We start from the raw sequence: 26,092 nt of genomic DNA on the forward strand, positions 1-26,092 counted from the left end.
CTGAGAATTGCAATGACATTACGTGCTTCCGAAGACGGGGTTCGTGTCAGCAATAGGGAAGGCTGATACGGAAGGAGGCGCCGCCGGATGGGGAATCACTGATGGTGATCTCCCCTCCATGGTAGCGGACGATTTCCTGCACGAGATTGAGACCGAGCCCGGTACCGCGATCCTTCGGTATCAACCGGTGAAATGCGTCAAACACGGCTTCCCGGTCCTCTTCGGGAATTCCGTTGCCTTCGTCGGATATGTCGATCACGCGGTTGGCCCCCACTTTTATGGTGATCGTTCCGCGATTACCGCCATGTTCGATGGCGTTTTGCACGACGTTCATCAGGGCGCGTTGCAGCGAGGCGTCATCGGCAAGGGCGAGGATCGGCTCTTCGTCCGGCTCGAACGAAAGTTCGTAGCCTTGAGAGATTGCAAGCGGCGCCATATCAGCGACGACAGACCGGCAGAGGCCAACAAGATCTAGTGGAATAAGCGGCGCCTTTTGCCCGCCAAGTCGTTGCAGATCGAGCAACTGTTCGGCAAGCACGGCGATGCGGCTGGCATCGGCTAATATCCGGCTCCGGTCCGGTCCGTCCAGCAACGTTTCGACACGGGTCTGGAGAATGGCGACAGGGGTCCGCAATTCATGGGCGGCGTCGAGAATGAACCGCTTGTGCCGCTCGTAACCATCGTCCAGACGTTTCAGCGCGCCGTTGACGGCATGCACGAGCGGCTGCACCTCCCATGGAATATCGCCATCCGGCAATCGATATCCGCGCTTGTCGATGTCGATGCTTTCCGCCGTTCGCGCAATAGCGGAAAGTGCGAAAAATTCCCGACGGATGATCCATGGAATGGTCACGATTGTCACAATGGACATGATAAGGAGGATCGGCATGATCAGTATGTTGGAGAACAGTAGGACGGGGAATGCCATACTGAAGGCTCCGCCCTTGCCGACCATAACGAATTCGCCCGCCGGTCCCGATGCACGACGCACGACGGCGATTCGCAAGACAGCAAGATAGGAGTAGGACAATGCCGCATCGCGTACGTCCGACACTTTGACGTCGCTAAGCTGTTGATCCATGTTGCTAAAGGCCTCAGGCACCGGCCCACCCTGCACGATCTCACCTTTCTCGCTGACCGCAACGAACCAGAAACCGGGCATGCTGTCGCGCAGCTCGACAAATTCATTTGTTTCGTCAAGCATCAGCCGGCCATCCTTGTCACGCATGATGGCATTGGCTGTAATCTGGGCCGCTGCCGGGCTGAGAAGGGCGCTGCCCGAGGCGCCGCTGGACAGGTAAGCGACGAAGGCGGCAGTGACGATGAAAAGGCTGCCGATCTGGAAAAGCAGCAATTGAATGGTCAGGCGTCGCTTGAGCGATTTCCTTCCGGCCGATTTCATGAGGCCGCCCTCAGCAGATAACCGACGCCGCGAATACCGTGAACCTCCAGACCCGCATCCGCTGCCTGCAATTTGCGGCGCAGACGGGAGATATGGGAATCAAGCGCATTCGACTGGATTTCATCGTCGAAATTATAAACCGCCTCTTCCAGTACCGATCGCAGCACCGTTCTGCCCTGCCGACGCAACAGGGCCTCAAGGATCAGCAATTCGCGTCTGGTCAGGGCAATAAACTCTCCCTTGATGCGGACTTCACGGGTTTCGAAGCAAAATTCCAGCTTGCCCAGTTTCGCCGTCATCGTCACGCTGCCGGCCGGCCGGCGCATCAGGGCGCGGATGCGAGCAAGGAGTTCCTCGACAGCGAAGGGCTTGGCTAGATAATCGTCCGCACCAAGGTTCAGGCCGTTCACCCGATCCGCAAGCGTGCCTTGCGCGGTCAGCACGATGACGGGCGGTGTGACGGGCAGCAGACGCAGATCTTCTATAAGCTGGATGCCATCGCCATCGGGCAATTGCCGGTCGAGTACGACAAGATCGTGAACACCGTCCATGATCGCATGCCGGGCAAGATCGAGCGTGCCGACATTGTCCACGATGATATCGAACCGGTGCAGGGCGGCGGAAAGGGCTGCTGCCATTTCGCGTTCGTCTTCAACAAGCAGCAGGCGCATGAATTGTTCTCGGCAGTGTCTGGCGTGCGCCTTCCCGGAGAGGAAGGGGCGCGGGGGCATCGGATAAATATCACCGTGCAGTAAGACGCGGGCAGGGGAGGGCAATTGGCCGACCCCGCATTTGCTGCAAAGCTGAATTTATCCTGCCATTGCCGGGTTGCCTCAACATTACGCCGGTTCGAGCCGTAGCGACGGCGGAGAAGTGGCTACTGTCTGGCCTGAGCAGTATCCGGGACAATCCGGTAGTCATCGATACGACCCGCCGGTGCATCGGCCATCTCACCCCGCTTGGTCAGCCGTTCGCGTGGCGATTCCACCACCGAGACACGTGTCGATACGGCCGTCGAAGGGACATCGCCAAGCAGCTTGTCACCGCCATCGAGGTTCGGATCGGTCAGGCTGATCGGCTGGGTGCGCACCTGTCCCGCGTCGATGCCAAGCGCGGGCAGGGAGGTGAGTGCAGGCAAATTGCTGCCGTCCAGTTTCACGAGGTCCGGTCCGGCGCTGTCGAGGTGCCTGCGCACGAATTTCTCGACGTAAAAAGCAAGCTTGCGTTTGCCGGCCTGCGTCATGCCGACGCCATCTGCCTCACGCAGACGGGCCTGCTGCCCGTTCATGTCGTAGCCGGTGATGACAAATTTACCGGCCTCGTCGACAAAGCCGTCCCAGACATCGACGAATTCGCCGCCGTATTTTTCGATATGGCTGCGATAAAGCCGGTTGAAGCCGACGAGATCGGCCGAGAGTGAGGTTGACTGGAAGGCCGGCAGGCCAACCCACAGCAGCGGCACCTTCGGGCGGCCGGCAAGGGTCAGAAGTTCATCGATCCGCCGCTCATATTCCTTGAACCAGACATCGGTGCCAAATTTTTCCCTGGTATCGCCGATCTGCATCTGCTGGCGATCGTTCGATCCCATCATGATGACGATCGTGGCGGGATTTGTTTCGGTTATGAACTGCGGCAGATTGGCGAACCAGTCGTAATAGTCCGTGCGTACGAGGCCCGAAGAACCATTCGCGCGCACATCGACCGAAATTCCCGGAGAGCTGGCGAAGGCATTGACCAATTCTTCCCCCATGCCACCGGCCAGAAAATCACCGACGACCAGAACACGCCTGGCATTTTCAAGCTTGGCGGTCGGCTCCGGTTTTATGGTTCGCATCTGAACCACCGAAGGCGCTTTTCTTGCGGGTTGCGGGCGGGTGACTGATTTTTCACGCGGGGCAGCCGGGAAATCCCGGCGACTGCGGGGCTGGTATTCGCGGCCTGGCGTGTCCTCCCGGCCCACGGGCCGGCCAAACAGCATTTCGAACAGGGTGCGTCGCTGTTCCTGGGCGAAGGTTTGCGAAGGGACAAGCGGCGTGCACAAGACAGCACAAAGAATGGTGGCGCAGATGCGCCAGCCCGTACTTGTGCTTTTCGCCGCAGGTTTCCTACTCATGACATCGATCCTTCCGGATACTTCGGCGGCGTTGAAGACCGCCGCCGAATTCACCGGCATATTATCAATTCCGCAGTGCTCTCAGCAATCGCTGCGACGGCTGACCGTCGGTTTCGAGGCCCATGCGCGACTGGATGGCGCTGATCGCCGCCTTCGAGCCGGAGCCGAAATTGCCATCGACTTCGCCATCGTAATAGCCAAGTTCTTTCATGCGGGTCTGGAGTTCGAATTTTTCACGAATATCCAGCGTGCCGTCTGGACGCGGCCATTTCTGCTGCATGCCGCCATAACCGGCGATCTCGTCAGCAAGCAGGCCAACGGCCAGCGCATAGCTGTCGGATGCGTTGTATTTCTTGATGGTGAAGAAGTTTTTCATCATCAGGAAACCTGGACCATTTGCCCCACCCTGCAGTTTCAGCATGGCGCGATCGGAGCCGCGGGTGAAATTCTTGCCGTTCGGGCGGGCAAAGCCAAGCTTGGTCCATTCCGCAATGGACTTCGTCTGCCCCTCATAACGGGCGCCGCCACGCGGCACGGCTGTTTCGTAACCCCAGGTCCGGCCGGGTTCCCAGCCATTCTTGGCGAGTAGATTGGCGGCCGTCGCCAGCGCGTCCGGAACCGAGTGCCAGATGTCGCGCTTACCGTTGCCGTCCGCATCGACAGCATAGAGCAGGTAGCTGGTCGGAATGAACTGGGTATGGCCCATTGCCCCCGCCCAGGAACCCGTCAGCTGCTTGGGCGTGACATCGCCTGCCTGCAGGATTTTGAGTGCGGCGATCAATTGCGTGCGCGCGAACTTGGCGCGTTTGGGGTCGGAATAGGCGAGCGTGGCCAGTGCCTGCGGAATATTGTGCAGGCGCTCCGGCTTTTCGAGAACCGCGCCGTAATTCGATTCCATCGACCAGATGGCGAGAATGATATGTTTGTCGACGTTGAAGTTGCGCTCGATCCAGTTGAGCGTCGTCGCGTGCTTCATCTTCATCTCGCGGCCGATGCGCACCGTATAGGGGTTGACGCGGGAATCGAGATAATCCCAGATCTGGGTGGTGAATTCCGGCTGGAAGGTCGCCTTGCGCAGCGCATCCGGATCCGGCTCGCTGACACCAGCAAAGGCTTTCTGGTAGGTCGCCTTGCTAATGCCTTCTTTCGCGGCTGTTGCGTAGAACTGGTTGATCCACTGCTTGAACCCAGCATCGGCCCGGGCCGAGACGGGGGCCAGCGAGATCGCCAGACCTGCAACCATCATGCAGCCGAATTTGCGGACATTTGAAAGGATCATCTTTGTCATCGTCAGTCTTTCGTTCTCTCGAATATCATTTCGATTGCGAAAACGCATCGGGCGTCGTCATGCATAACAAAAGAATGTCAACAAATTCTTTACCATTAATAGATGGTAGCGTCACCCTTTACAAAACGTTGTTATTTTTGAAATAACAACACTGTGCGGGGATTGTGATCAAGTTTTATCTCTCAGGAGGGATATGTGGTAGAACATAAGAAAATTCGGAAGGCCGTATTTCCGGTCGCAGGTCTGGGTACGCGTTTCCTGCCCGCAACCAAGGCGGTTCCGAAAGAAATGCTCACTGTCGTTGACAAGCCGGTCATTCAATACGTCGTCGACGAGGCGGCGGAAGCGGGCATCGAGCATTTTGTATTTGTCACCGGCCGCGGCAAGGCGGTGATTGAAGATTATTTTGATATTCAATTTGAACTCGAACAAATGCTGCGCGAGCGCAACAAGAATGCCGAGCTTACATTGCTGGCCGGCCTTCTGCCCAAGGCGGGCACGGCAAGCTTCACGCGTCAGCAGGTGCCGCTTGGTCTTGGCCATGCGGTCTGGTGTGCGCGTGATATCGTCGGCGACGAACCTTTCGCCGTGCTGCTGCCTGATATGATCATGCATTCACAGAAAAGCTGCCTCAAGGGCATGGTCGAACTTTATGACCAGACCGCCGGCAACGTCATCGCGGTGCAGGAATGCGCTCCCGATCAGACGCATAAATACGGCATCGTCGGCGTGGGTAACGCCGTGGGCGAGGGTTTCAAGATCACTGAAATGGTCGAGAAGCCTGCCAAGGGTACGGCACCTTCGAATTTCTACATCAACGGTCGCTACATCCTTCAGCCTGAGATTTTCGACATTCTGGAAAATCAGGAACGGGGCGCCGGCAACGAAATCCAGCTGACGGACGGCATGTTGACGCTTGCCAAGTCCCAGGAATTCGCTGGCTATCATTTCCGCGGGCAGACGTTCGATTGCGGCGCCAAGGACGGTTTCATTCTTGCCAACGTTGCTTTCGCGCTCGAACGCGCTGACATCCGCCCCGCAATCGAGGAGCCGATCAAGGCTCTTATCGACGGACTGAAGTAATTTACCAACTGGACAACGGGATCCCGGCCTTCGCGCCGGGATTTCTGTTTGGGGCAACGTTATCGTTTCAGGACAAGCCCCGCGCCGACGCGCAGTTCGTTGCTGTCATAAATTGGCGTCCACTGATAACTAACGTCCGCCGTCAGATCGAGATAGCGGTTCAGCCCCCAGGTCAAGCCAGCGCCTGCGGTGTATTCCACGGCATCCTCGATATCGGAGGAGGGAAATGTCCGGTGCACGATCTGCCCGGTCAGCCGCGCGACCAGATTGCTGCGCAATTCATGGGTCAGCCCGGCATCCAGCCGATAGGAAATCCAGCCGCCCTGTGGTCCGCCGGCGAAATCCTCTATCGTCGTGCGCAGGCCAAGATTGACGTTGGTGCCGCGCTGCGGCGACCAGTTCAGTTCGCCGTCCAGTGTCAGCGCGCCGATGGAAGCGATGCGGTCGTCGTCATATTGTTTACGTAGATAGCCGATGGCGGCCTCGCCGCGGGTCTTCTCGCCAAGATCGACCTCGGCTCCAATTTTGGCGCCGTAGGAATTCGAGGACCGTGCGTAACCGGTATTGTCCAGGCGCCTGTCATATTTGGTCGTTCCCGCGTTCAATTCGAGGAACGGGATCAGGGCCGGTGACAATTCGTAGCCGATACGGCCGCGCAGGTTCGCGCCGTTCTGGTCGCGATCGCTAAGACTGATCGGCTGGCCGTTTATGCCCTTTGCATCCGTGTAGACCGTACGCGACAGATCGAGCGCCGCTAGCCCGCGCAGCTTGCCGAAATCCCGTTGGATCGATGCGCCGGTCGTGAAACGGTGTTCTCCGCCCTGCACGGCAGCGCCAGTCAAAGCGTTGGGGTCCGTAGTGCCTTCACGACTGAATTCGTAACCCGCCTTGAGATTAGCCGTCGTTTCTTCGCCGAGATCGAGGCGCAGATCGGCTTCTATCCGCGCCCTCGGCTCTTCACCATTCTTGCTGCCGAAATTTTTCTCCCAGGCTCCATCGCCTGTTACAGTCAGCGCATGGCGGGACCAGTCGCTGGTTAGTGTGCCGCGAATACCTGTCGTTAGGTAGTTACGTCTGGAAGGGCCGCCGGTGTTCGTCTGCTTTTCCGTATTGATCGTCTGGCTGATCGAAGGCCGCAGCAGGAATGTACCGAGCCGGATACCGGGGGTTTGTCCGGGTTCGGTGGCTCTTTGCGGGTTTTCACCGCCGTCTACCGTTGGCTCATATGGGTTTTCCGCGTCGGCATAAGGCTGGCCCGCTTCTTCCCGCTGTTCGGAAATCGGGTCGCCCGGATTATTCGAGGGGCGCCATAGTTGCTGTGGCGGTGCTGCTCGCACCGTGCTTGCCTCGTTTTCAGTTGTCGTTGTCGGGTTCTCGGCCGGCGTTGAATCGCCGGATGGAACTGCGACCGGCAGCCGCGTGGCCGCTGTTTGCGCGAAAACAGTTCCCGGGGTGTAGAGAAGCGTACAGGCAAGCAGCAGCAGGGTTGCTGCTTTCCGCGACGTCGGCAGACGTGTGGCGGTGCCCTTCACAATCATTCCTCTTCACCCGGCGCATTTGGCCCATGTCGGATCGAAAGTTCGTCTCAGCATTTCCTGAAGCCGAATGAGCGGCAGACAGATGAAGTGGACGACCAAGAGACCAGACACGCGACGCAAGTTTTAATATCGCTTTAACAATAGGATTTTTATGGTTAACAGTTGATAAAGACCTCCCCGATTTCACCACATCTGTGGCTGTGGCAAAGCTGGGGGGCTTCCTCGTTCGATCTGGCCGCTTCGGCACCGCGACTGAAGAAAATTTGCCGAGATGCCCAATATTTCGAATATGATCAGATTTAAACGTTTCATTTTGATACGGAATCGCCCTATGATTGGGTGGAACTCATCCGTTTTATTTTAGCAATCCAATTGATTTTTATTTTGTGTCACAGCGTCGTTTCATGAATCCCGTTTTGAACGTCAAGCAGGTCGGTTTTTATTGCTGGGATATTACCAATGACCGATTCTATCTAGACGAAGTCTGCGCTGAACTCTTGGGCATTCCTTTGCGGCAGGCGATGCAGGGCATCAGCATTTTTCAGATGCTCGAAAAAGTGGATATCGGCCATCGCAATCATGTGATCGAAACTGCGCTCACGACGCTCAAGGCCGCCAGCTTTTACCATCAGGAATATGCCGTGCGCCGTGATGACGGCTCTATCTCGTGGATAAGGACAGTAGGGCGATATCTGGTCGATGAAGAGAACATCCCTTTCAAGCGGATGGGAACGATGGAGGAGATTTCTCCGCCGAACCTGCGCCACTAAAGAGCGGCGATTTTCGGCTGTAGAGTGGACTTATTCCGGTTGAAATAGTAACAGTCGGCCATGATTACGAGAGCCGTCAAACTGGTTGAAGACAATGCGATTGAATCCGCCGTGCGGACGATTTCGATGGAGAGGGCTGGCCTTGCCGCTCTTGAAGAGGCCCTCAAAAACGGGCTTTCCGAACCTTTCTGCAAGGCGATCGAGACGATCGGCCAGTCTAATGGCCGCCTCATCATCACCGGTGTTGGTAAAAGCGGCCACATAGGCGCCAAGCTCGCGGCCACCTTCGCCTCCACCGGAACGCCTGCATTTTTCGTGCATGCGGCAGAGGCCAACCACGGCGATCTGGGCATGATCGGCGGCGATGATGTGGTGCTGGCGATCTCCAAAGGCGGTGAAAGTTCAGAGCTGCGTAGCATCATCAACTATTCGCGCCGTTTCTCCATCCCGCTGATTGCACTTACCTGTTCGGAGAGTGCATCGCTGGCGAAGGCAGCCGATATCGTGCTTCTGGTTCCCAATGAACAGGAAGCCTGCCCGCTCGGTCTTGCGCCTACCACCTCCACATTGATGCAGCTGGCACTTGGCGATGCCCTTGCCGTTGCGCTTCTGGAAGCACGCAATTTCACTGCCGGTGATTTCAAGGTGTTTCACCCCGGCGGCAAACTGGGCGCGGGCCTTACGCTGGTCAGCGATATCATGCATACCGGCGACCGGGTGCCGCTAGTCGGCAAGGGAACTTCCATGCCGGAAGCAGTCAGTGTTCTTTCCCGCAAGCATTTCGGCTGCGTCGGTATTCTGGACGAGGATGGCCGTCTGTGTGGCATCGTCACCGAGGGCGATATGGCGCGCAACCTGTCGCGCAACCTCGCTGAATTGACGGTGGACGACATCATGACCCGTACTCCGAAAACGGTCAAAAAATCGGTGCTGGCGACCAGCGCTCTCGCGACGCTGGAAAAATTCCACATCGGTGCGCTGATCGTCGTTGATGACGATAACCGGCCGATAGGGCTGGTGCATTTCCACGATCTGTTGAGAATCGGTGTGGCCTGATCGCTATGAGCGGTCGAGCGGCTCTATTGTCAGGGTGCGGCCACGCGCAGCTGCGATCCTGACACGTGTTCCTGCTGGCATGTCCTCACCGTTAACGGACCACCAGGTATCGTCCAGCCTTATGCGGCCGCGCCCTTCGACAACCGGCTCCTGCAGGGTCGCTGTGCGGCCAACAAGGCTGGCTTCCCGCTGATTGAGGAAGGGTTCGTCGCTTGCCTCACGGTTTTTGCCGAAATATTTCCTGCCAAGCAGGGCGAAGGCGATGGAGAGGGCGGCAAACAGCACCAGTTGCAATTGCCACGCCCAGAATGCGGCATCCCAGAACAGCAGGGAGAGCGCGCCGATCACCAGCGCGGCAATGCCAATCCAGATCAGAAACACGCCCGGAGCGACCAGCTCGGCAGCCAGCAGAATGAAGCCGGCAATCCACCAGCTCCATGGTCCCAGTTCCGTGGCAAGCCGTTGCAGCATCGTCACTTCCCCGATGAAGAGCCGAAGGGATTACCGGGAATTGTCACGTTGATGGCCTGGGCCGAAGGCCGCGACGGCGGCACCGAGCGGGAAGATGCGGGGACGGCAGGCGCCGTTGGTGCATCGCCCTTGTCGCCGAAAACGTCACGGGCGATTGCCCCTATGCCGCCGAGCGAGCCGATCAACGCAGACGCCTCCATCGGCATCAACACGATTTTCGAGTTTTTGGCGGTACCGATACTGGAGAGCGCTTCGGTATATTTCTGGGCAACGAAGTAATTGATCGCGTGGACATTGCCGGCAGCGATGGCTTCCGACACCATGCGGGTGGCGTTGGCTTCGGCCTCGGCCAGACGCTCGCGGGCCTCGGCATCGCGGAACGCCGCTTCGCGCTGGCCTTCCGCCTCGAGAATGGCAGATTGTTTTGCGCCCTCTGCGCGCAGAATCTGAGCATTGCGGGCGCCCTCGGCCTCCAGCACCTGCGCGCGTTTTTCACGCTCCGCCTTCATCTGCCTAGCCATGGAATCGACGAGATCTTTCGGCGGCGCGATATCTTTTATCTCGATGCGCGTGACCTTGATACCCCATGGTCCCACCGCCTCGTCCACCACGCGCAGCAGGCGATCGTTGATGGCATCACGGTTCGACAATAACTCATCGAGATCCATCGAGCCCATTACCGAGCGGATGTTGGTCATGGTGAGGTTTTCAATCGCCATTTCCAGATTGGTAATCTGGTAAGCGGCCTGTGCGGCATTGAGGACCTGATAGAAAGTGACGGCATCAGCCGAGACACTGGCATTATCGCGGGTGATAACTTCCTGTGTCGGTATATGCAGAACCTGCTCCATCACATTCATCTTCGAACCGATGCTTTCGAAGAACGGCACGATGAGGTTGAGGCCCGGCTCGAGTGTGCGGGTGTAGCGCCCGAACCGTTCAACCGTGTAGCGATGTCCCTGCGGTACGGTCTTGATGCCGGCAAAGAGCACCAGAATGACCAAAACAACCGCCGCTATGACGACGATATCGAAACCGCCCAATGCAATCATCACTTCTTCCTCCAGCACCACAACCTTTTGGGATCTTACACCCGCATCGTTATGGCAAGATTACACCCAACCTTGCAACTCTTGTCGTACAACCTTTTCGAGAACTGTCATACCCTCTACGCTGTCGTTGAGACACGGGATGTGGGTGAATTTCTCGCCGCCATTGTGCAGGAAGATTTCTCCGGCCTCACCGGCAATTTCCTCCAGCGTTTCAAGACAATCCGATACGAAACCGGGGTTCATGACGGCGATGCGCTTGATGCCCTCGGATGCCAGCTTTTCCATGGTCTTGTCGGTATAGGGCTGCAGCCATTCTTCTGGCCCAAAACGCGACTGGAAGGTGATCATGAAGTTCTTCTCGGTCCGTCCCAGCGCTTCCTTCAGCAGACGGGCGGTCTTCTGGCAGTGGCAATAATAGGGATCGCCCTTCCTGAAGTAGGATTGCGGAATGCCGTGGAAGGAGGTGATCAGCATCTCCGGTTCCCAGTCCAGCGTTGCCAGATGGTTTTTCACGGAGGCGGCAAGCCCCTCGATATAGGCAGGATCGTCATGATAGGGCGGAACGGTGCGGATGGCGGGCTGCCAGCGCAGCTTCATCAGATGTTCGAAAGCCTTGTCGTTCACCGTCGCCGTGGTCGATGCGGCATATTGCGGATAGAGCGGGAATAGCAGGATTTTCTCGCATCCCTGCTCCTTCAGCGCGTCGATTTTCGAGGCGATGGAAGGCTGGCCGTAGCGCATGGCCCAGTCAACGACGACATTGGGCAAATCCTTCAGCGCCTGTGCCATTAGTTCGCCCTGGCTGCGGGTATAGGTGCGCAGATAGCTTTCGTTGCGATCGCGGTTCCAGATTGCCTCATAGGCCTTGCCGACCTTCTGCGGGCGCTTGTTGAGGACGATGCCGTACAGGATCGGATACCAGTAGAGGCGCGACCATTCGATGACGCGTTTGTCGCTCAGAAATTCCGCCAGATAACGGCGCATCGGCCAATAGTCCGTACCATCCGGCGTGCCAAGATTGACAAGCAGAACGCCGACCTTGCCAAATCTTACGCGGGGATGGTCTACGGGAAGTGCGGATAATTCTGTCGTCATGAATGACACCCTGAACTCGTACTGGTTGCGTGAGAACGTTTCCGTTTGGGATAAAGGGCGGAAACGCTCCATTTTTTGTTTTTATACATGGCCGGACGCAAACCGTGACGCGGTTTTGCCGGAAATGCTCAAGCTATATGCTCGTGCCGTCAATTTGTTCACGTGTTCTAGACGAAATTTGTAAGGATTGAACCACCTGCGGAGGTGATTTCCGAGGTGCGGTAACGAACGCATTGTCTTTTGATAAAACGCAGCCTGTAATGATCTGTTTTTAAAGGGAAAATAAGAAGCCGGCCTCATGGTGCGAGGCCGGCTTCCCATCTGCGGCAAATTGCCCTGTCTGTATGTGTTCGCGGCTTATTGAGCCGGAACCTCCAGTTCCTCGCCGATCTCGATATGGTTCGGATGCTTCAGCGTGTTTGCCTTGGCAATCCTGGTCCAAAGGGCACCGTCGCCATACTTCTCCGCCGCGATCTTCCAGAGCGAATCGCCCTTTGCGACAACATATTTGCTGGCGGCAGCCGCGGCCGCTGCCGGCGTGGTGGTGGCAGGTGCGGTCGCGGCAGGTGCTGTGGGAGCCGGGGCCGGTGTGGCGGCCGGAGCGGTTGCAGTTGCCGCCGGTGCTGTTGCGGCAGGCGCTGGTGCAGCGGGCTTTGCCGGAGCTACATAACCGGCAGGCGTCACTTCAGTGATGCGGCCGTCCGTGAAGGGCTTATAGGGGCTGTTGGCCGTAATATATGCAGCTACAGCCTCTTCGAGGTTGGGGCCGAAGTCATAGGCGTTGATCGCCTTGGTCGCGAATACCTTGAAGCCATCGCCGCCGGTGCGAACGTAATTATTCGCCGCAACAGTGTAGGTCTTTGCCGGGTCGAGAGGCACGAAAGCGTCGCCCTCCTTGACCTCGACCGCAGTAACACGGCTGCCGGCCGGCTTGGAGCGGTCGAAGGAATATTTCATGCCTGAAACCTGCATGAAACGACCTGCGCCATCGTCGATCTGGCTGACGCCGTTTTCGAGGGCAGCGCGAATATCCTCGCCCTTCAGCTGGAAAGTCGCGACCGTGTTCTGGAACGGCAGAACCGTCAGGACTTCGCCCATCGAGACATCGCCGCTATCGATGGAGGAGCGCAGGCCACCGCTATTTGCGAAAGCGATGGTGACGCCCTGATCCTTGACGCGGGCCAGGGTCGCATCCGCTACCAGATTACCCATAGAGCATTCTTTGACGCGGCAAACCTTGCGGTCACCTTCGATCGGGCCTTCCGAAGTGCCGACGACCTTCGATTTCAACGCCTCGATTGGTGCTTTCAGTTCATCGATACGCTTGAGCGTTGCTTCGTCGGGTTTGAAGGATGAATCGATCAGGATCGGATCGCCCTTGCTTTCCTTGACCACGCCGCTGTCATCGAAGACGACGCGCAGGTCACCCAGGTATTTGCTGTATTGCCCTGCCTGAACGACCGGAACCTTGTAGCCGCCGGGATTGTCGACGAGTGTCGGATAAGGCCCTTCGGCCTTCTGATCGGTGTTGGAGAGCAACGTATGCGAGTGGCCGCCGACAACGACGTCCACATCCGGGATTTTCGCGATGAATTCGAGGTCGCGCGGATATCCGACATGGGTCAGGGCAATGATCTTGTTGACACCCTCGCCTTTCAGCTTCTGCACCTGTTCGCTGATTTTCGCGACATCTTCCGCAATGGTGATGTTGGGGCCGGGGGTCGCAAGTTCCGCCGTGTCGTTGGCGACAGCGCCGACAATACCGATTTTCTGGCCGCCGACTTCAAGGACGATGGACGGCTTGACGCGATCGCCGATTTTCGAGGCGGCGCTGGCAACCACATTGGCGGTCACGACCGGAAACTGAACCTTGTCGAGGAAGCCCGCAAGCCCGTCTTCGCTATCGTCGAATTCATGGTTGCCGACGGTCATGGCGTCGAACTTCATGGCGTTCAGCACTTCGGCTTCAACGGTACCCTTGTAGGTGGTGTAGAACAGCGAGCCTTGAAAATTGTCGCCGGCATTGAGCAGGAGAACGTTCTTGCCTTGAGCCTTGAGCGCGTCCCTTGTCTGGTTGATTGCGGTCAAGAGGCGCGCGGCGCCGCCAAAGCATTCGTTTTTGCCTTCCTCTTCCGCTGAGCAGGTCGAGTCGAATTTATTGATCGATTCGATACGGGAGTGAAAATCGTTAATGTGAAGAATGTTGAGTTCGTAGTCGGCCAGAGCCGCTCCGGCTGAAAGCGTTATCGCGGAAACGCTCAGCATACTCAGTCTCAAAATTTTCTTCATGGTCCCTCTCTCCTGTTCAAAGCGGAAGCCTTGGCCGGTCGATCATCATCAGGCCGTGCTCATTCTCTAGTCTGAAAGTATGTCAGTCTTTCAAAGCGCGATGTTTCCATTTAGCGGCAGCTGCCGCAAGCGGAAATTGTGACAGTGGCGCAATAAAGCAAAACGCACGCTTGAGGCGTGCGTTTTAAAAGCTCATGCCATTGAAAAGTCTGTGTTATCAGCCCTGACGCGTTAGCGAGAACTGGCTGTTGCTGTCTGTCGTGCAATTCAGTTGCGACGGGGAGACGAGCGCGCAGTTGACGCGCGATTGCGTGTTGCGCACCAATGACGTCATGTTGATCTCATAGAGCGTCGGCGAAATCGTAACATAGGTGCCGGATGCGAGAAGCGTGTTGGTATCGGTCGAACGGGTGGAGAAAGCACCGTTCTGGAATGTCGATACGATGCCGTTGCGGTCGATCCAGCGGCCATCCACGGCCGGGCCGCGGGCAAGCGAGGGTGCCATCGACGTCTGCTGGGAGGGACCCGGCGCAACGCATGAAGACACCGCGATTGCGGCACAAAGCAAAGCAGCGCTTGTCTTGAAGTTCATGAGCCTGTTCTCCTGCGATTCGATGAAACCCTGATGTTTCGACCATGCCGTGAAGCGTTATTTATTTCAAGGCAACGTTGTTTGCTCTCCCGGGTTCCTGACATCCGTCATGAAAACACCTGCGTGACAAATATGAGACGCCATGCCCTCAGCGCACGAGGATGTTGCGGAACTGCCAGGGATCCGAGGTGTCGATATTGTCTGGAAACAGTCCCGGGCGACCGTCGAGCGGCGTCCAGTCCGTGTAATGTCCTTCGACCGGTCCAAGATAGGGACGCTGCACCTCAAGGCAACGGCGATAATCCATTTCATCCGCCTCGACGATGCCGGCTTGCGGATTTTCCAGCGCCCAGACCATTCCGGCCAGTACCGCGGAGCTGACCTGCAATCCGGTCGCGTTCTGGCTGGGGGCGAGCGCCCGTGCCTCCTGCAAGGTTAGCCGCGAGCCATACCAATAGGCATTTTTGTCATGGCCGTAGAGAAGAACACCCAGCTCGTCGGCACCATCGACAAGCTCGTCTTCGCCAAGCACATGCTGGATCGGCTGCGGCGTGCCGCCATTACCGAAAAGTTCGTGCAGGGAAAGGACGGCGTCGTTGCAGGGGTGGTAGGCATAGTGACAGGTGGGCCGGTAGATCAGATCGCCATCGTCATTGCGGACGGTGAAATAGTCGGAAATCGAGATCGCCTCGTTGTGGGTGACCAGAAATCCATATTGCGGCCCTTGTCCGGGACACCATGTCCGTACCCGCGTATTGGCGCCGGGCTGATCGAGATAGATCGCTGCCTTGCTGCCCTTTTTTTGTTTTTTCGCGTTTTTTGGCATCCAGTTTTCATGCGTTCCCCAGCCGAGTTCGGCGGGCTGAAAACCTTCGGCGATAAAACCCTCGACGGACCAGGTGTTCCAGAATGCGCCGAATGGCTTGGGATTTTTTGCCCGCTGCGTATCGCGCTCTGCCACATGCACGCCCTTGACGCCGAGCTGCTGCATGAGCTTTGCCCATGCCTGCTGGTCATGCGGTCGCGGCTCTTCGATGTCGAGACCGCTATCCTTGGCGAGATTGACCAGCGCCTGTTTTACGAACCAGGACACCATGCCGGGATTTGCGCCGCAGGTGGAAACGGCCGTTGTGCCGCCCGGTTTCCGAGCCTTTTCTTTCAGCATGGTCTCGCGCAGCGAATAATTGGTACGGGAGGCATTGTCGGCGTCTGCATCGAAGTAAAAGCCGGGCCACGGCTCCACTACGGTGTCGATGTAGAGCATGCCATGTTTGCGGCAGAGCCTCATCAGATCGACGGATGCGGCATCGACCGAAAGATTGACGCAGAAGCCCTGACCCTGAACCCCTTTAAGGAGTGGCTTGAGCACCTCCTTGTAGTTTTCTTTGGTCAGATGCGTACGGATATGGCGAATGTTTCTCTCGGCCAGATACGCTGCGATATCCTCGCGCGGGTCGATGACGACGAGCCTGGTCTTGTCGAAGTTGAAATGACGTTCGATCAACGGAAGAGTGCCGCGCCCGATGGAGCCGAAGCCGATCATGATGATGGGGCCGTCAATATCGCCGTAAATCGGATGGTTTGCGTCCGTCATTCGTCATTTTTCCTTTTTAAGCCAATAAGTAAGCTAGATCATAAAAGCGTGCCACAATAAAGGGCAGGTGCATGACGGACATATGACGGTGGCGCAAGCCCGGGATGCGAAAGTTGTGACGGGTTGGTGTGTGGTGATCCCGTTCTGCGCGGTTGCGATCCGGCGAGATTGAAGTCGAGACCTTCCGACCGCATTCTTCCCCTTCGCATTTTAGAGACTACGTTTATAATCAAGTTCTTCTTTTCGTGTATATGCCCTAGGGCTTGGGGGCTTTTGCAAGATGACGAAAAGGGGGCTTTTCGTCATCACAGGAGTGTTGCCTGTTGAATAGTCTTATCGAGCGTGTCGCAGCGCTTCAGAGCGCCACCCCCGTTCTTATTGCACTTTACGATTCCGAAGACCGGTTGCGGCATGCCAACCCGTCGTTTCGGCAGAGCTTTCAGCTTGCCGACGATGATTTTTCGACCTGGGCGGAAATCATGCGCTTGAACCACCGTCTGCGAACCGGCGTGGTCGTCAGAAACAGCGATTTCGAGGGCTGGCTTTTGTCGGCGCAGTCCCGGCGCGGCAAGCTGCCGTATCGTGCCTTCGAGATGGACATGTATGACGGCCGCTGGTTCTGGATGACGGAGACGGTGCAGCAGGATGGCTGGATGCTGTGTGTCGCAAGCGATGTCACCGAATTGCGCCAGGGCTACAGAACCCTGCGGCAGGACCGGGATCTGGCGGTGCGCGCCTCGCAGACCGACGAATTGACGGGAACGGCGAACCGGCGTTTTGTTTTCGCCAAACTCGCGCTACAGGTGGAGCGGGTCGGCAAGGGGCTTGAAGCACCCTTTTGCCTTTGCACGCTCGACATCGACTTTTTCAAGCACATCAATGATCGTTTCGGCCACAAATGCGGCGATGCGGTGCTGCGCGATTTTGTCGGGATCGCCCATTCCGTCGTCCGGCGGGTGGATTGTTTTGGCAGGATCGGCGGTGAGGAATTCATGCTCATCCTGCCGCGCAGTTCGGTTGTTGAGAGCCGGGAGATCGTCGAGCGGCTACTGCAAAAGGTGCGTCTTTCCAGACCTCTGGCCGAGTTTCCGGATTTTTCCTATAGCTGTTCCGCTGGAATGACGACCTATCGGATGGCAGAAAGTGCCGACGATGTTTTCATGCGCGCCGATCAGGCGCTTTACGCTGCCAAGGAAAAGGGCCGCGACCGGCTTTTGGCGGTGACGGTTTAGACCAGCTCCGCCGCAATCAGCCCATGCAGCGAATTTCCCACGAACAGCCGTCGACCGGCAATATCCTCCGGCTTCAATGCCTGCCCGCGTGCCTTGCGCTGGCGGATGAGATCGGCACGCAGAACGCCCGGCAGAATACCGCTGTCGAGCGGCGGCGTCAGCAATTGCCCGTCCGGCATTTCGACGAAGATGCTGGTCGATGATCCCTCGCACAACTCGCCGCGCTCGTTGAGCAGCAGAACCTCGTCTGCATCCCCGGCTGAAAATTCGGCGCGGGCGGCATCATAGGGTTCCCGGCGCGATGATTTGTGGCGATAGAAGGTGTCGGTGGAATCAAGCCTGGTTTGCGTCGCGATGCGGATCCGCCAGACGGTTCCCTCCTGCAACGGCCGAAACTCGGCCGTTTCGATATCGAGCTCACCCTTGTAGTTCATGACCAGCTTCACGCAGAGCGGACTTTCGCCGCCCACCTTCTTCTCCAGTACCTGAACCGCGTTGACCGGTGCTCGGAAACCGAGCGCATCGGCTGAGCGCAATAACCGGCGCATATGCTGGTCAATGCGCTGAAAACCCGATTGCGGCTCCCAGCGCAGCGTTTCTCTCAAGGTCAGATCGGCGGGTTTGCGTTTCATTGCCTTTGCTCGTCGCCTGTCATCGGTATTTTTCGGAGGCAATCAGGCCTGTTTGCTGTCAAGCGCTTCCAGTTCGTCGATCAGCCCTTCGATCATGGCAAGACCCTTGTCCCAGAAGGAAGGGTCTGTCGCATCGAGGCCGAATGGTTTCAGAAGTTCCGAATGGTGCTTGGTGCCGCCTGCTTTCAAAAGCTCGAAATATTTCTCCTGAAAGCCGGTCTCGGCCTTCTGGTAAACGGCATACAGCGAGTTCACCAGGCAATCACCGAAGGCATAGGCATAAACATAGAAGGGAGAGTGGATGAAATGGGGGATGTAGGTCCACCAGGTCTCATACCCTTCGGAAATCTTGATCGCCGGGCCGAGGCTCTCGGCCTGAATGGAAAGCCACAATTCACCGATCTGTTCGGAGGTCAACTCACCCTGCTTGCGGGCGGTGTGCAGCTTGCGTTCGAATTCATAAAACGCGATCTGTCGCACGACCGTGTTGATCATGTCCTCGACCTTGCGGGCGAGCATGGCCTTGCGTTCCCTGACGTCCTTCGTGTCGTCAAGCAATTTGCGGAAGGTCAGCATTTCTCCGAAAACGGAGGCAGTTTCGGCAAGCGTCAGCGGCGTCGCGCACATCAGCGCGCCTTGGTCGCCGGCCAGCACCTGGTGCACGCCGTGGCCAAGCTCATGGGCAAGCGTCATCACGTCGCGCGGTTTGCCGAGATAGTTGACGAGGACATAAGGATGGGCCGAAGGCACGGTCGGATGCGCGAAGGCGCCCGGCGCCTTGCCGGGCCGGGCGGGGGCGTCGATCCATTGCTCATCGAAGAACCGGCGGGCAATATCGGCCATCTCCGGCGCAAAATCACCATAGGCGGACAGCACGGTGTCCTTCGCCTCATCCCAGGGAATTATCGTATTCGATGTATCGGGAAGCGGCGCGTTGCGGTCCCAGTAGTTCATCTGTTCCATGCCGAGCCATTTCGCCTTCATGGCGTAATAACGATGCGAAAGGCGCGGATAGGCGTTTTTCACGGCGGCAGCCAGAGCGTCTACGACCTCGCGCTCCACACGGTTTGCCAGATGGCGGCTGTCGGCGATGTCTTCGAACTTGCGCCAGCGGTCGGAAATATCCTTGTCCTTGGCCAGTGTGTTGGTGATGAGGGTGAAGACCCGCAGATTATTGGTGAAGGTGGTGCTGAGCGCCTGCGCTGCCTTCTTGCGAGTTTCCGGCTCCGGCTCCTGAAGCATATTGAGCGTTACTTCCAGCGAAAGGCTTGCGCCGTCTATGTCGAAGCGCAGGTCGGCCATCGTCTCATCGAACAGGCGGTTGAACGCGCTGGCACTCGTCATCGATTTTTCGAGGAATAGCTGTTCGAGCTGGTCATCGAGCTGGTGCGGCTTGTCCTTACGCAAATCCACCAGCCACGGCCTGTAGTGCCCAGCTAAGGCATCGTTTGCCATGCAGGCATCCATTACGGCGTCGTCGATGCGGTTCAGTTCAAGCGTAAAGAACAGCAGATGGGCGGAAATATCCGTCAGTTTCGCCTGGGCGTCGCCGTAAAGCTTGCCGTTTGCCGGGTTGGAGGTATCTGAAAAATACGTCAGCCCCGCAAAGGAACCGATGCGGCCGATAAGATCGTCCAACGCTTCATATTCCTTGAGAGCAGCGCCGATGCCGTTGGCGCCCGTCGCCTTTGCAGCGTCTTCAAGCTTGCCCTTCCATTTATCCTCGAAAGCCGCCGCCAGCGCCGCCGCCTTCTCAATGTCGCCCTTGTATTCCGGCGAATCGCCCGAGGGATAGAGATCCGAGAGTTTCCAGCCGGGCAGGTCGCCAAGGGCAGGGCCGGAGGTTTCGGCAAGCGAAAATACGGGGTGCGGTGTTGGGCGATTGAGGGTCATCGAACGCGTCCTTGTCGTTATGCCTGCGCAGCATATGGGGCCTTTGTTTCCCGCAGCAATGGATAAAATGCAAGCAAATCTCAAAACTGGATGTTCAAATCTCCCGTGCCAGAGTGCGCCACAAGGGACCGCATGACGCAGGTCCATAAACCGGAAACCGGAGCCAAAAATGACCGCGCATGTTCTCGTGATAGACGATGATCCCGTCCAGCGCCGCCTGCTCAAAAATGCGGTGGAACGTTATGGGCATCTGGCCTTGCTTGCAGAAAACGGCAGGGCGGGGCTGGAGCTGCTCAAGCAATATAGCGGCGAGATCAATGTTGTCGTCCTCGACCTGATGATGCCGGAAATGGATGGCCTCGCCTTCCTGAAAGCCGTTGGCGAACTCGGCACCGACGTCCCGGTCATCGTCCAGACGGGGCAGGGCGGCATCGATACCGTCGTGCAGGCCATGCGCGCCGGCGCCTTCGATTTCGTCGTCAAGCCGGTCTCGCCGGAACGGATCGGCGCCGCCATCTCCAATGCCCTCAAGCTCGACAGGAGAGAGGCAAAGGCCCGCACGGGCAGGCGCGGACGGAGCAATGCCGTGAATTTTACTGATATCGTTTCCGCAAGCCCGGCCATGCTGAGGGTGATAGAACTGGCGCAGCGCGCCGCCCAGTCCAGCATTCCCGTGGTGCTGGAAGGCGAATCCGGCGTCGGCAAGGAAATGGTCGCCCGTGCAATCCAGTCGGCTGGCGACAGGGCGAACAAACCATTCATCACCGTCAATTGCGGCGCTATCCCGCACAATCTGGTGGAGAGTATTCTTTTCGGTCACGAGAAGGGCGCTTTTACCGGTGCCACGGAAAAACACGTTGGCAAGTTCATGGAAGCGGATGGCGGAACGCTGTTCCTCGATGAAATCGGTGATCTGCCGCTCGACGTGCAGGTAAAGCTACTGCGGGCAGTTCAGCAGGGCGAAATCGAAACTGTCGGTTCCGCGCGTGTGCAGAAGGTGAATGTCCGCCTGATTTCCGCCACCAACAAGAATCTCATCGAAGAGGTGAAGGAAGGCCGCTTCCGCGAGGACCTGTATTATCGCCTCAACGTCTTTCCTATCACCATTCCGGCGTTGCGCCGGCGCAAGGAGGATATTCCCCATCTAGCACGGGTGTTCGCGGAGCGTTTTTCGGTGGAACAGAAATTGCCAAATCCCGTCGGCCTCGATGCTAGCGCGCTGGCACTGCTAACGGCCTATGACTGGCCGGGCAATATCCGCCAGCTTGAAAATGCGGTCTTCCGCGCCGTCGTGCTGTCGCAGGGCGAGGAACTGGCGGATTCCGATTTTCCGCAAATCGCGCTGCAATTGCCAGAATTCGCAGGTGGGGACGATGCGGGTGAGTCGATCCGGTCGCCGTCTGGATCGTCGCTGAAACTCGCCGCCTATTCTCCGCCGCCGCCGGCCGCCGAAAGTCACGCCATTCTGGATGAGGCGTCAGATATTTCCACCACGATATACCGGGGAGGAAACCTGATCTCCAGCATGGACGACTCAGGCAATATCAGGAAGCTGGCCGAGATCGAAGAGGAGCTTATCCGTTTTGCCCTTCGTTTTTATCGCGGGCAGATGAGTCAGGTCGCAAGGAAACTTGGTATCGGCCGCTCGACGCTTTATCGCAAGCTGAAGGATTATGGCATTGATCCGGACGATCCGTTGCGGGATGCGGCCTGATTGCACAAACCGCCTATTCGACGGCAGATAGCAAGATTCGTTAACTTCTGAGCAAGGATATCCGCTTACCGTCTATAAACCTCTTGTTAGTGGCTGATTCACTATATAGAGGAAGGTTGCATCTGTGTGGCAATTTTGCCATCGTGTCACCGTATTTGACGTTCATTTGAGGCAATGTGACAGAAATTGTCTTCCAGGCGGGGATCGAATTGCCATATCTGCATCGAAATATCGCGCTGTCGACCAAGATCGCGCGCGGCTTGATCAAGGATATATGCACGAAGCTGTCGGCACGCGCTGTCACCTTTGCCTGCTTGATGCTCGCCGCAATGCCATTCGCAGGTGTCTCGGCGACGGAAGCTTTCGCCGAAACGCGCAGTCTCAAACTGTATTATATCCATACACGCGAGAAGGCGGTCATAACCTTCAAGCGCAACGGAAAATACGACCAGAAGGGTCTGCAGGAGCTGAACCGCTTTTTGCGTGACTGGCGTCGTAACCAGCCGACGCGGATGGATCCGCGTCTTTTCGATCTTGTCTGGGAAGTCTACCGCCGCAGTGGCGCGACCGATTACATCAACGTTGTGTCGGCCTTCCGTTCGCCTGAGACTAACGGCCTCCTGCGCACGCGCACCAAGGGCGTGGCGGAAAAAAGCCAGCATATGCTCGGCAAGGCAATGGATTTCTACATTCCGGGCGTGAAGCTTTCCACACTGCGCGAAATCGGCATGCAGATGCAGATTGGCGGCGTAGGTTTCTACCCGACCTCGGGTTCTCCCTTCGTGCACATGGATGTCGGCGGCGTTCGTGCCTGGCCGCGCATGAGCCGTCAGGAACTCGTGCGTATCTTCCCCAAGGGCAATACGCTGCACGTTCCTTCCGATGGCAATCCGCTTCCCGGTTATGAACAGGCCTTGGCTGACTACAAGAAGCGCGTCAATTCCTCTTCCATTCAGGTTGCTTCCAGCGCCGGTGCCGGCCCTGCGTCCTCCGGTGGTGGCGGCAAGCGCAAGACACTGTTGCAGGCGCTCTTTGGCGGAGGCGACGAGGATGAAGATCCCGATAGCATCGCTACGCCGCAGCCCGCAGAACGTCCGGCTGTCGCTCGCCCTGCAACGCCACCGCCTGCTGCACCTGAGCCAGAACCGACGATCGCCGTTGCTTCCGCCCAACCGCTTCCCGGTGTGAGCACTGCGCCGCTGCCCATTGCACGTCCAGCTTTCGGCAACCAGCCTCCGGCCAATACGGGCCTTGCCACCGCGCTTTATTCTCCAGCCCGTAATGCGGCGCAGGATGCACTCCAGGCTGCGACAACACCGACGCCAACCTCTGCTCCGGCCGAGCGTCAGCAGTTTGCCGATCTGGCTGAGGTATCCGTGCCTGTGCCGACGCTTCTTGGGCCGCGTGGCATGCGTGGCGACGCTGAAGGATCGATCCTGACCGCATCCGCAGATGGTGCGACACCCGCAGCGACGGGCGAACTTGCGTCTATTCCGGTGCCGGCCAATCGTCCGGCTGTGGCGGAAGCCCTGCTGGCACAGGCCAATGCTGATCCGGAAGGCGACGAAGATCTCGCCGAAGAGCGGAAAGATACGCTTTCGCCGACTGTGGTTGCTGCTCTGGAACAGAGCGGTCAGGCCGCCCGTTCGCAGATCAATTCCGCTACCGTGCCGACAGCCGCGCCGTTCCCGGCTGCCGTCAACCACAAGGTTACAGTCGCGCCCGCCGAAACGGCTAAGGCTGAGCCAGAGGCAGGTTTCGGTGACGCCTTTGATCTGAAACCTTCCATCAATGGTGGGCTGACGGCCGGCTTACCGACCAAGGGCTCACGCCCGAGCAGGCAGGATGCCGCCGTTTCCCATCAGGCCATGGTCGGCGGTGGTCGTCTGACGCAGGATCTGATCTCTGACTGGGCGCTCAACCAGAACAAGGGCTCGACCGGCCGTTCGGTGAAGGCGCCGCGCGTCGTCGCCAACCGTATGCTCAGCCACGACATGTCGGCTTCCGCCACATCGGCTAGCTTCAAGCCCGGTGCAGCGGCGATCGAGTCCAGCCGTTTCAGCACGCCGGTGAAGATGCACTGAGCCCCGCTTTCTGCAATGCGGCCGAAAGGCCAACAAAAAACCCGCCGGTGACGGCGGGTTTTTTATTATGCTTGATATCGCGATATCAGACGCCGCTCTGGCCGTCCGAACCGATATAGGCGATGCGCACCATGTTGGTCGCGCCCGGGGTGCCGAGCGGCACGCCGGCGGAGATGATGATGCGGTCGCCCGGCTTGCCGAAACCTTCGGACACGACGATGCGACAAGCGCGGTTCACCATATCGTCCAGATCGCTGGCGTCACCGGTAACCACGCAATGCAGGCCCCAGACGACCGACAGGCGGCGTGCGGTCTGGATGATCGGCGAAAGCGCAATGATCGGAACCTGTGGCCGCTCGCGCGCGGCGCGCAGACCCGTTGTGCCGGACGAGGTGTAGGTGACGATCGCGGCGAGCTTCAACGTTTCGGCAATCTGGCGGGCAGCAAGCGAAATGGCGTCTGCACCCGTCGCTTCCGGCTGTGGGCGCTGCGCGTAGATGATGTTGGAATAATAGGGGTCCTGTTCCACCGTGCTGGCGATGGATGCCATGGTCGATACGGCTTCGATCGGATAATCGCCGGAAGCGGACTCGGCCGAGAGCATGATGGCGTCGGCGCCTTCGAATACGGCAGTCGCAACGTCCGAAACTTCCGCACGGGTCGGAACCGGAGCTGTGATCATCGATTCCAGCATCTGTGTGGCAACGACAACCGGCTTGCCGGCACGACGGCAGGCGCGGGTCAGCTGTTTCTGGATGCCCGGAACTGCTTCCAGCGGCATTTCCACGCCGAGATCGCCGCGTGCGACCATCAATGCGTCGGAAAGCTCGATGATTTCTTCGATGCGCTCAATAGCCTGCGGCTTCTCGATCTTGGACATCAGGCCAACGCGACCGCGCGAAATCTTGCGCACTTCGGCCAGGTCTTCCGGGCGCTGAACGAAGGAAAGGGCAACCCAGTCCACTTCGTTGGTTGCAAGAACGGCGTCGAGGTCGACGCGGTCCTTGTCGGTCAGAACGCCGACGCCGAGCAGGGTGTCGGGCAGGCTAATGCCCTTGCGGTCGGAAATCCGGGTGCCCGAAACAACAGTGGTGACGATGCTCTTGCCGTCGCTCTTCTCAGCGCGCAGATGCAGCTTGCCGTCATCGATCAGCAGGCGGTGGCCAGGCTTGACCGCTTCGAGAATTTCAGGATGCGGCAGGAAAACGCGGGTGTTGTCGCCGGGCGTATCGTTATTGTCCAGCGTAAACGTCTGGCCGGGAACGAGATCAACCTTGGTCTCGGCAAATTTACCGACGCGCAGCTTGGGACCCTGCAAGTCGGCCAGAATGCCGATGGGACGGCCGTTACGGCTTTCGACGGAGCGAATACGCTCAATCAGCGTCCGCATCACGTCGTGGCTCGCATGGCTCATGTTGATGCGGAAGAGATCGGCGCCGGCCAGATGCAGCTTTTCGATCATTGCCTCGTCGGAAGAGGCGGGGCCGAGAGTTGCAAGAATTTTGACTTTGCGGTTACGCTTCATCAGTTTTGATTTCCCTGTGTGCCTGGCGTATCGGAAAGCTGGACCATCCAGCTGCCCTGTCTGCCCGTGTCATATTCCTTGAAACCCATTCTCTGGAAGCTGCGGGCATAACAATCGTCTACGCCGGCGATTTTGAACTCGTTTTCCGCCACGCACATGTTGACGTCACCGGTCCAGCGGCCGCCGTGAGCGGCGTCCTCGGCATAAAGATAATAATAACGCGACTGCAACTCACCCTCTATCAGCGTTGCGCAGGTAGAGGAGGGGACCTGCCACCAACCTTCACTGACCCAGCCGTCCTGCGCCCGGTAGCCGATTGCGACCCCCACGAGGTTTTGCGTGCTGTTGCAGACGCGGAAATCCGCATGCGCGGCCTCCACGAAGACAAACGGGGTCAGAAACAATGCCGCTGCGGAGAAAAGACGGGCAAGATGCCGAAAGTGGCGAGGAAGAGCGAGAGATGACTGAGTCACGGCTTCCATCCGGATTCCATGGTTATAATGAACACACTTCTTGGCGTGGCCGCCAAAGAAAGTCAACGCGAGTTTAATCGATTATATTGTTCGTGGGATCGTGAGTGCGATAAGGTAGATGGCTGTTCTGTCGCCGAAACTTGCGCCCGGCCTCAAGCCATGCCATCAAGCTTTTCTCCTCAATCCTGCCCCAGAA

General features: G+C 57.9%; 21 protein-coding genes. 6 read left to right on the forward strand and 15 right to left on the reverse strand.

Going from position 1 to position 26,092, the window contains the following annotated elements; all coding sequences use genetic code 11:
• Window positions 1-46: 46 nt before the first annotated feature.
• From ACQZ63_RS07395 to ACQZ63_RS07410, 4 genes are all read right to left on the reverse strand, one after another.
• Window positions 47-1,402 (reverse strand): sensor histidine kinase, encoded by a 1,356-nt coding sequence (locus ACQZ63_RS07395; RefSeq protein WP_076845432.1) that lies wholly within the window; start codon window positions 1,400-1,402, stop codon window positions 47-49.
• On the reverse strand, window positions 1,399-2,073 hold the full coding sequence (locus tag ACQZ63_RS07400) for a response regulator transcription factor (protein ID WP_111801846.1): 675 nt from the start codon (window positions 2,071-2,073) through the stop codon (window positions 1,399-1,401). The genes ACQZ63_RS07395 and ACQZ63_RS07400 overlap by 4 nt, the downstream gene beginning before the upstream one ends.
• A gap of 206 nt (window positions 2,074-2,279) precedes the next feature.
• Window positions 2,280-3,515, reverse strand: a complete 1,236-nt coding sequence (locus ACQZ63_RS07405) for an SGNH/GDSL hydrolase family protein (protein WP_013761862.1) — start codon at window positions 3,513-3,515, stop codon at window positions 2,280-2,282.
• 64 nt (window positions 3,516-3,579) lie between these two features.
• Window positions 3,580-4,803: a lytic murein transglycosylase gene (locus tag ACQZ63_RS07410; protein WP_003511460.1), complete on the reverse strand. Its 1,224-nt coding sequence runs from the start codon at window positions 4,801-4,803 to the stop codon at window positions 3,580-3,582.
• 195 nt (window positions 4,804-4,998) lie between these two features.
• Between ACQZ63_RS07410 and galU the strand changes: the two genes are divergently transcribed.
• Window positions 4,999-5,886 (forward strand): UTP--glucose-1-phosphate uridylyltransferase GalU, encoded by an 888-nt coding sequence (gene galU, locus ACQZ63_RS07415; protein ID WP_003511458.1) that lies wholly within the window; start codon window positions 4,999-5,001, stop codon window positions 5,884-5,886.
• Window positions 5,887-5,945: 59 nt separating this feature from the next.
• On the opposite strand, the gene uppP is transcribed toward galU, so the two are convergent.
• Window positions 5,946-7,424 (reverse strand): polysaccharide biosynthesis protein UppP, encoded by a 1,479-nt coding sequence (gene uppP / locus ACQZ63_RS07420; RefSeq protein WP_111801845.1) that lies wholly within the window; start codon window positions 7,422-7,424, stop codon window positions 5,946-5,948.
• A gap of 404 nt (window positions 7,425-7,828) precedes the next feature.
• On the opposite strand from uppP, the gene ACQZ63_RS07425 reads away from it, so the two are divergent.
• Together ACQZ63_RS07425 and ACQZ63_RS07430 are read left to right on the forward strand one after the other, a co-directional pair.
• Window positions 7,829-8,194, forward strand: coding sequence for a PAS domain-containing protein (locus ACQZ63_RS07425; protein ID WP_013761857.1), 366 nt, complete (start codon window positions 7,829-7,831; stop codon window positions 8,192-8,194).
• Window positions 8,195-8,254: 60 nt separating this feature from the next.
• The gene (locus ACQZ63_RS07430) at window positions 8,255-9,250 is read left to right on the forward strand and encodes a KpsF/GutQ family sugar-phosphate isomerase (protein WP_035199687.1); all 996 of its coding nucleotides are present in this window, start codon (window positions 8,255-8,257) and stop codon (window positions 9,248-9,250) included.
• Window positions 9,251-9,253: 3 nt separating this feature from the next.
• Here ACQZ63_RS07430 and ACQZ63_RS07435 read toward each other — a convergent pair whose 3' ends face one another.
• The 6 genes from ACQZ63_RS07435 to ACQZ63_RS07460 all read right to left on the reverse strand — a co-directional run bounded on the left by ACQZ63_RS07435 (window position 9,254) and on the right by ACQZ63_RS07460 (window position 16,343).
• Window positions 9,254-9,721, reverse strand: coding sequence for an NfeD family protein (locus ACQZ63_RS07435; RefSeq protein ID WP_035199685.1), 468 nt, complete (start codon window positions 9,719-9,721; stop codon window positions 9,254-9,256).
• A 2-nt stretch (window positions 9,722-9,723) separates the two neighbouring features.
• Complete coding sequence (locus ACQZ63_RS07440; RefSeq protein WP_111801844.1) at window positions 9,724-10,773, reverse strand: SPFH domain-containing protein; 1,050 nt, start codon at window positions 10,771-10,773, stop codon at window positions 9,724-9,726.
• A gap of 60 nt (window positions 10,774-10,833) precedes the next feature.
• Window positions 10,834-11,868, reverse strand: coding sequence for a ferrochelatase (gene hemH / locus ACQZ63_RS07445; RefSeq protein ID WP_013761853.1), 1,035 nt, complete (start codon window positions 11,866-11,868; stop codon window positions 10,834-10,836).
• A gap of 357 nt (window positions 11,869-12,225) precedes the next feature.
• On the reverse strand, window positions 12,226-14,157 hold the full coding sequence (locus tag ACQZ63_RS07450) for a 5'-nucleotidase C-terminal domain-containing protein (protein ID WP_035199683.1): 1,932 nt from the start codon (window positions 14,155-14,157) through the stop codon (window positions 12,226-12,228).
• Between the two features lie 217 nt (window positions 14,158-14,374).
• Window positions 14,375-14,749, reverse strand: a complete 375-nt coding sequence (gene omp10 / locus ACQZ63_RS07455; protein ID WP_003511448.1) for an outer membrane lipoprotein Omp10 — start codon at window positions 14,747-14,749, stop codon at window positions 14,375-14,377.
• A 148-nt stretch (window positions 14,750-14,897) separates the two neighbouring features.
• Window positions 14,898-16,343, reverse strand: coding sequence for a homospermidine synthase (locus ACQZ63_RS07460; RefSeq protein ID WP_019564920.1), 1,446 nt, complete (start codon window positions 16,341-16,343; stop codon window positions 14,898-14,900).
• Between the two features lie 323 nt (window positions 16,344-16,666).
• Between ACQZ63_RS07460 and ACQZ63_RS07465 the strand changes: the two genes are divergently transcribed.
• Window positions 16,667-17,575 carry a sensor domain-containing diguanylate cyclase gene (locus tag ACQZ63_RS07465; protein WP_003511446.1) on the forward strand — a complete coding sequence of 303 codons (909 nt, stop codon included), beginning with the start codon at window positions 16,667-16,669 and terminating at the stop codon, window positions 17,573-17,575.
• Here the strand turns inward: ACQZ63_RS07465 and ACQZ63_RS07470 are convergent.
• Together ACQZ63_RS07470 and ACQZ63_RS07475 are read right to left on the reverse strand one after the other, a co-directional pair.
• On the reverse strand, window positions 17,572-18,207 hold the full coding sequence (locus ACQZ63_RS07470; protein ID WP_035199681.1) for an aminotransferase class IV family protein: 636 nt from the start codon (window positions 18,205-18,207) through the stop codon (window positions 17,572-17,574). The genes ACQZ63_RS07465 and ACQZ63_RS07470 overlap by 4 nt on opposite strands.
• A gap of 42 nt (window positions 18,208-18,249) precedes the next feature.
• A complete protein-coding gene (locus ACQZ63_RS07475) occupies window positions 18,250-20,100 on the reverse strand; it encodes a M3 family oligoendopeptidase (RefSeq protein WP_035199679.1) in 1,851 nt (616 codons plus the stop codon).
• Between the two features lie 169 nt (window positions 20,101-20,269).
• Here ACQZ63_RS07475 and ACQZ63_RS07480 point away from each other — a divergent pair, with 169 nt between their 5' ends.
• Complete coding sequence (locus ACQZ63_RS07480; protein ID WP_003511442.1) at window positions 20,270-21,814, forward strand: sigma-54-dependent transcriptional regulator; 1,545 nt, start codon at window positions 20,270-20,272, stop codon at window positions 21,812-21,814.
• A gap of 176 nt (window positions 21,815-21,990) precedes the next feature.
• The gene (locus ACQZ63_RS07485; RefSeq protein WP_003511441.1) at window positions 21,991-23,898 is read left to right on the forward strand and encodes a DUF882 domain-containing protein; all 1,908 of its coding nucleotides are present in this window, start codon (window positions 21,991-21,993) and stop codon (window positions 23,896-23,898) included.
• A gap of 85 nt (window positions 23,899-23,983) precedes the next feature.
• On the opposite strand, the gene pyk is transcribed toward ACQZ63_RS07485, so the two are convergent.
• Window positions 23,984-25,423: a pyruvate kinase gene (pyk, locus tag ACQZ63_RS07490; RefSeq protein WP_003511440.1), complete on the reverse strand. Its 1,440-nt coding sequence runs from the start codon at window positions 25,421-25,423 to the stop codon at window positions 23,984-23,986.
• Window positions 25,423-25,827, reverse strand: coding sequence for a DUF1036 domain-containing protein (locus ACQZ63_RS07495; protein ID WP_370647635.1), 405 nt, complete (start codon window positions 25,825-25,827; stop codon window positions 25,423-25,425). Before ACQZ63_RS07495 ends, pyk begins: the two co-directional genes overlap by 1 nt.
• Between the last annotated feature and the right edge of the window lie 265 nt (window positions 25,828-26,092).

It is taken from the genome of Agrobacterium sp. CG160-95, assembly GCF_053521725.1.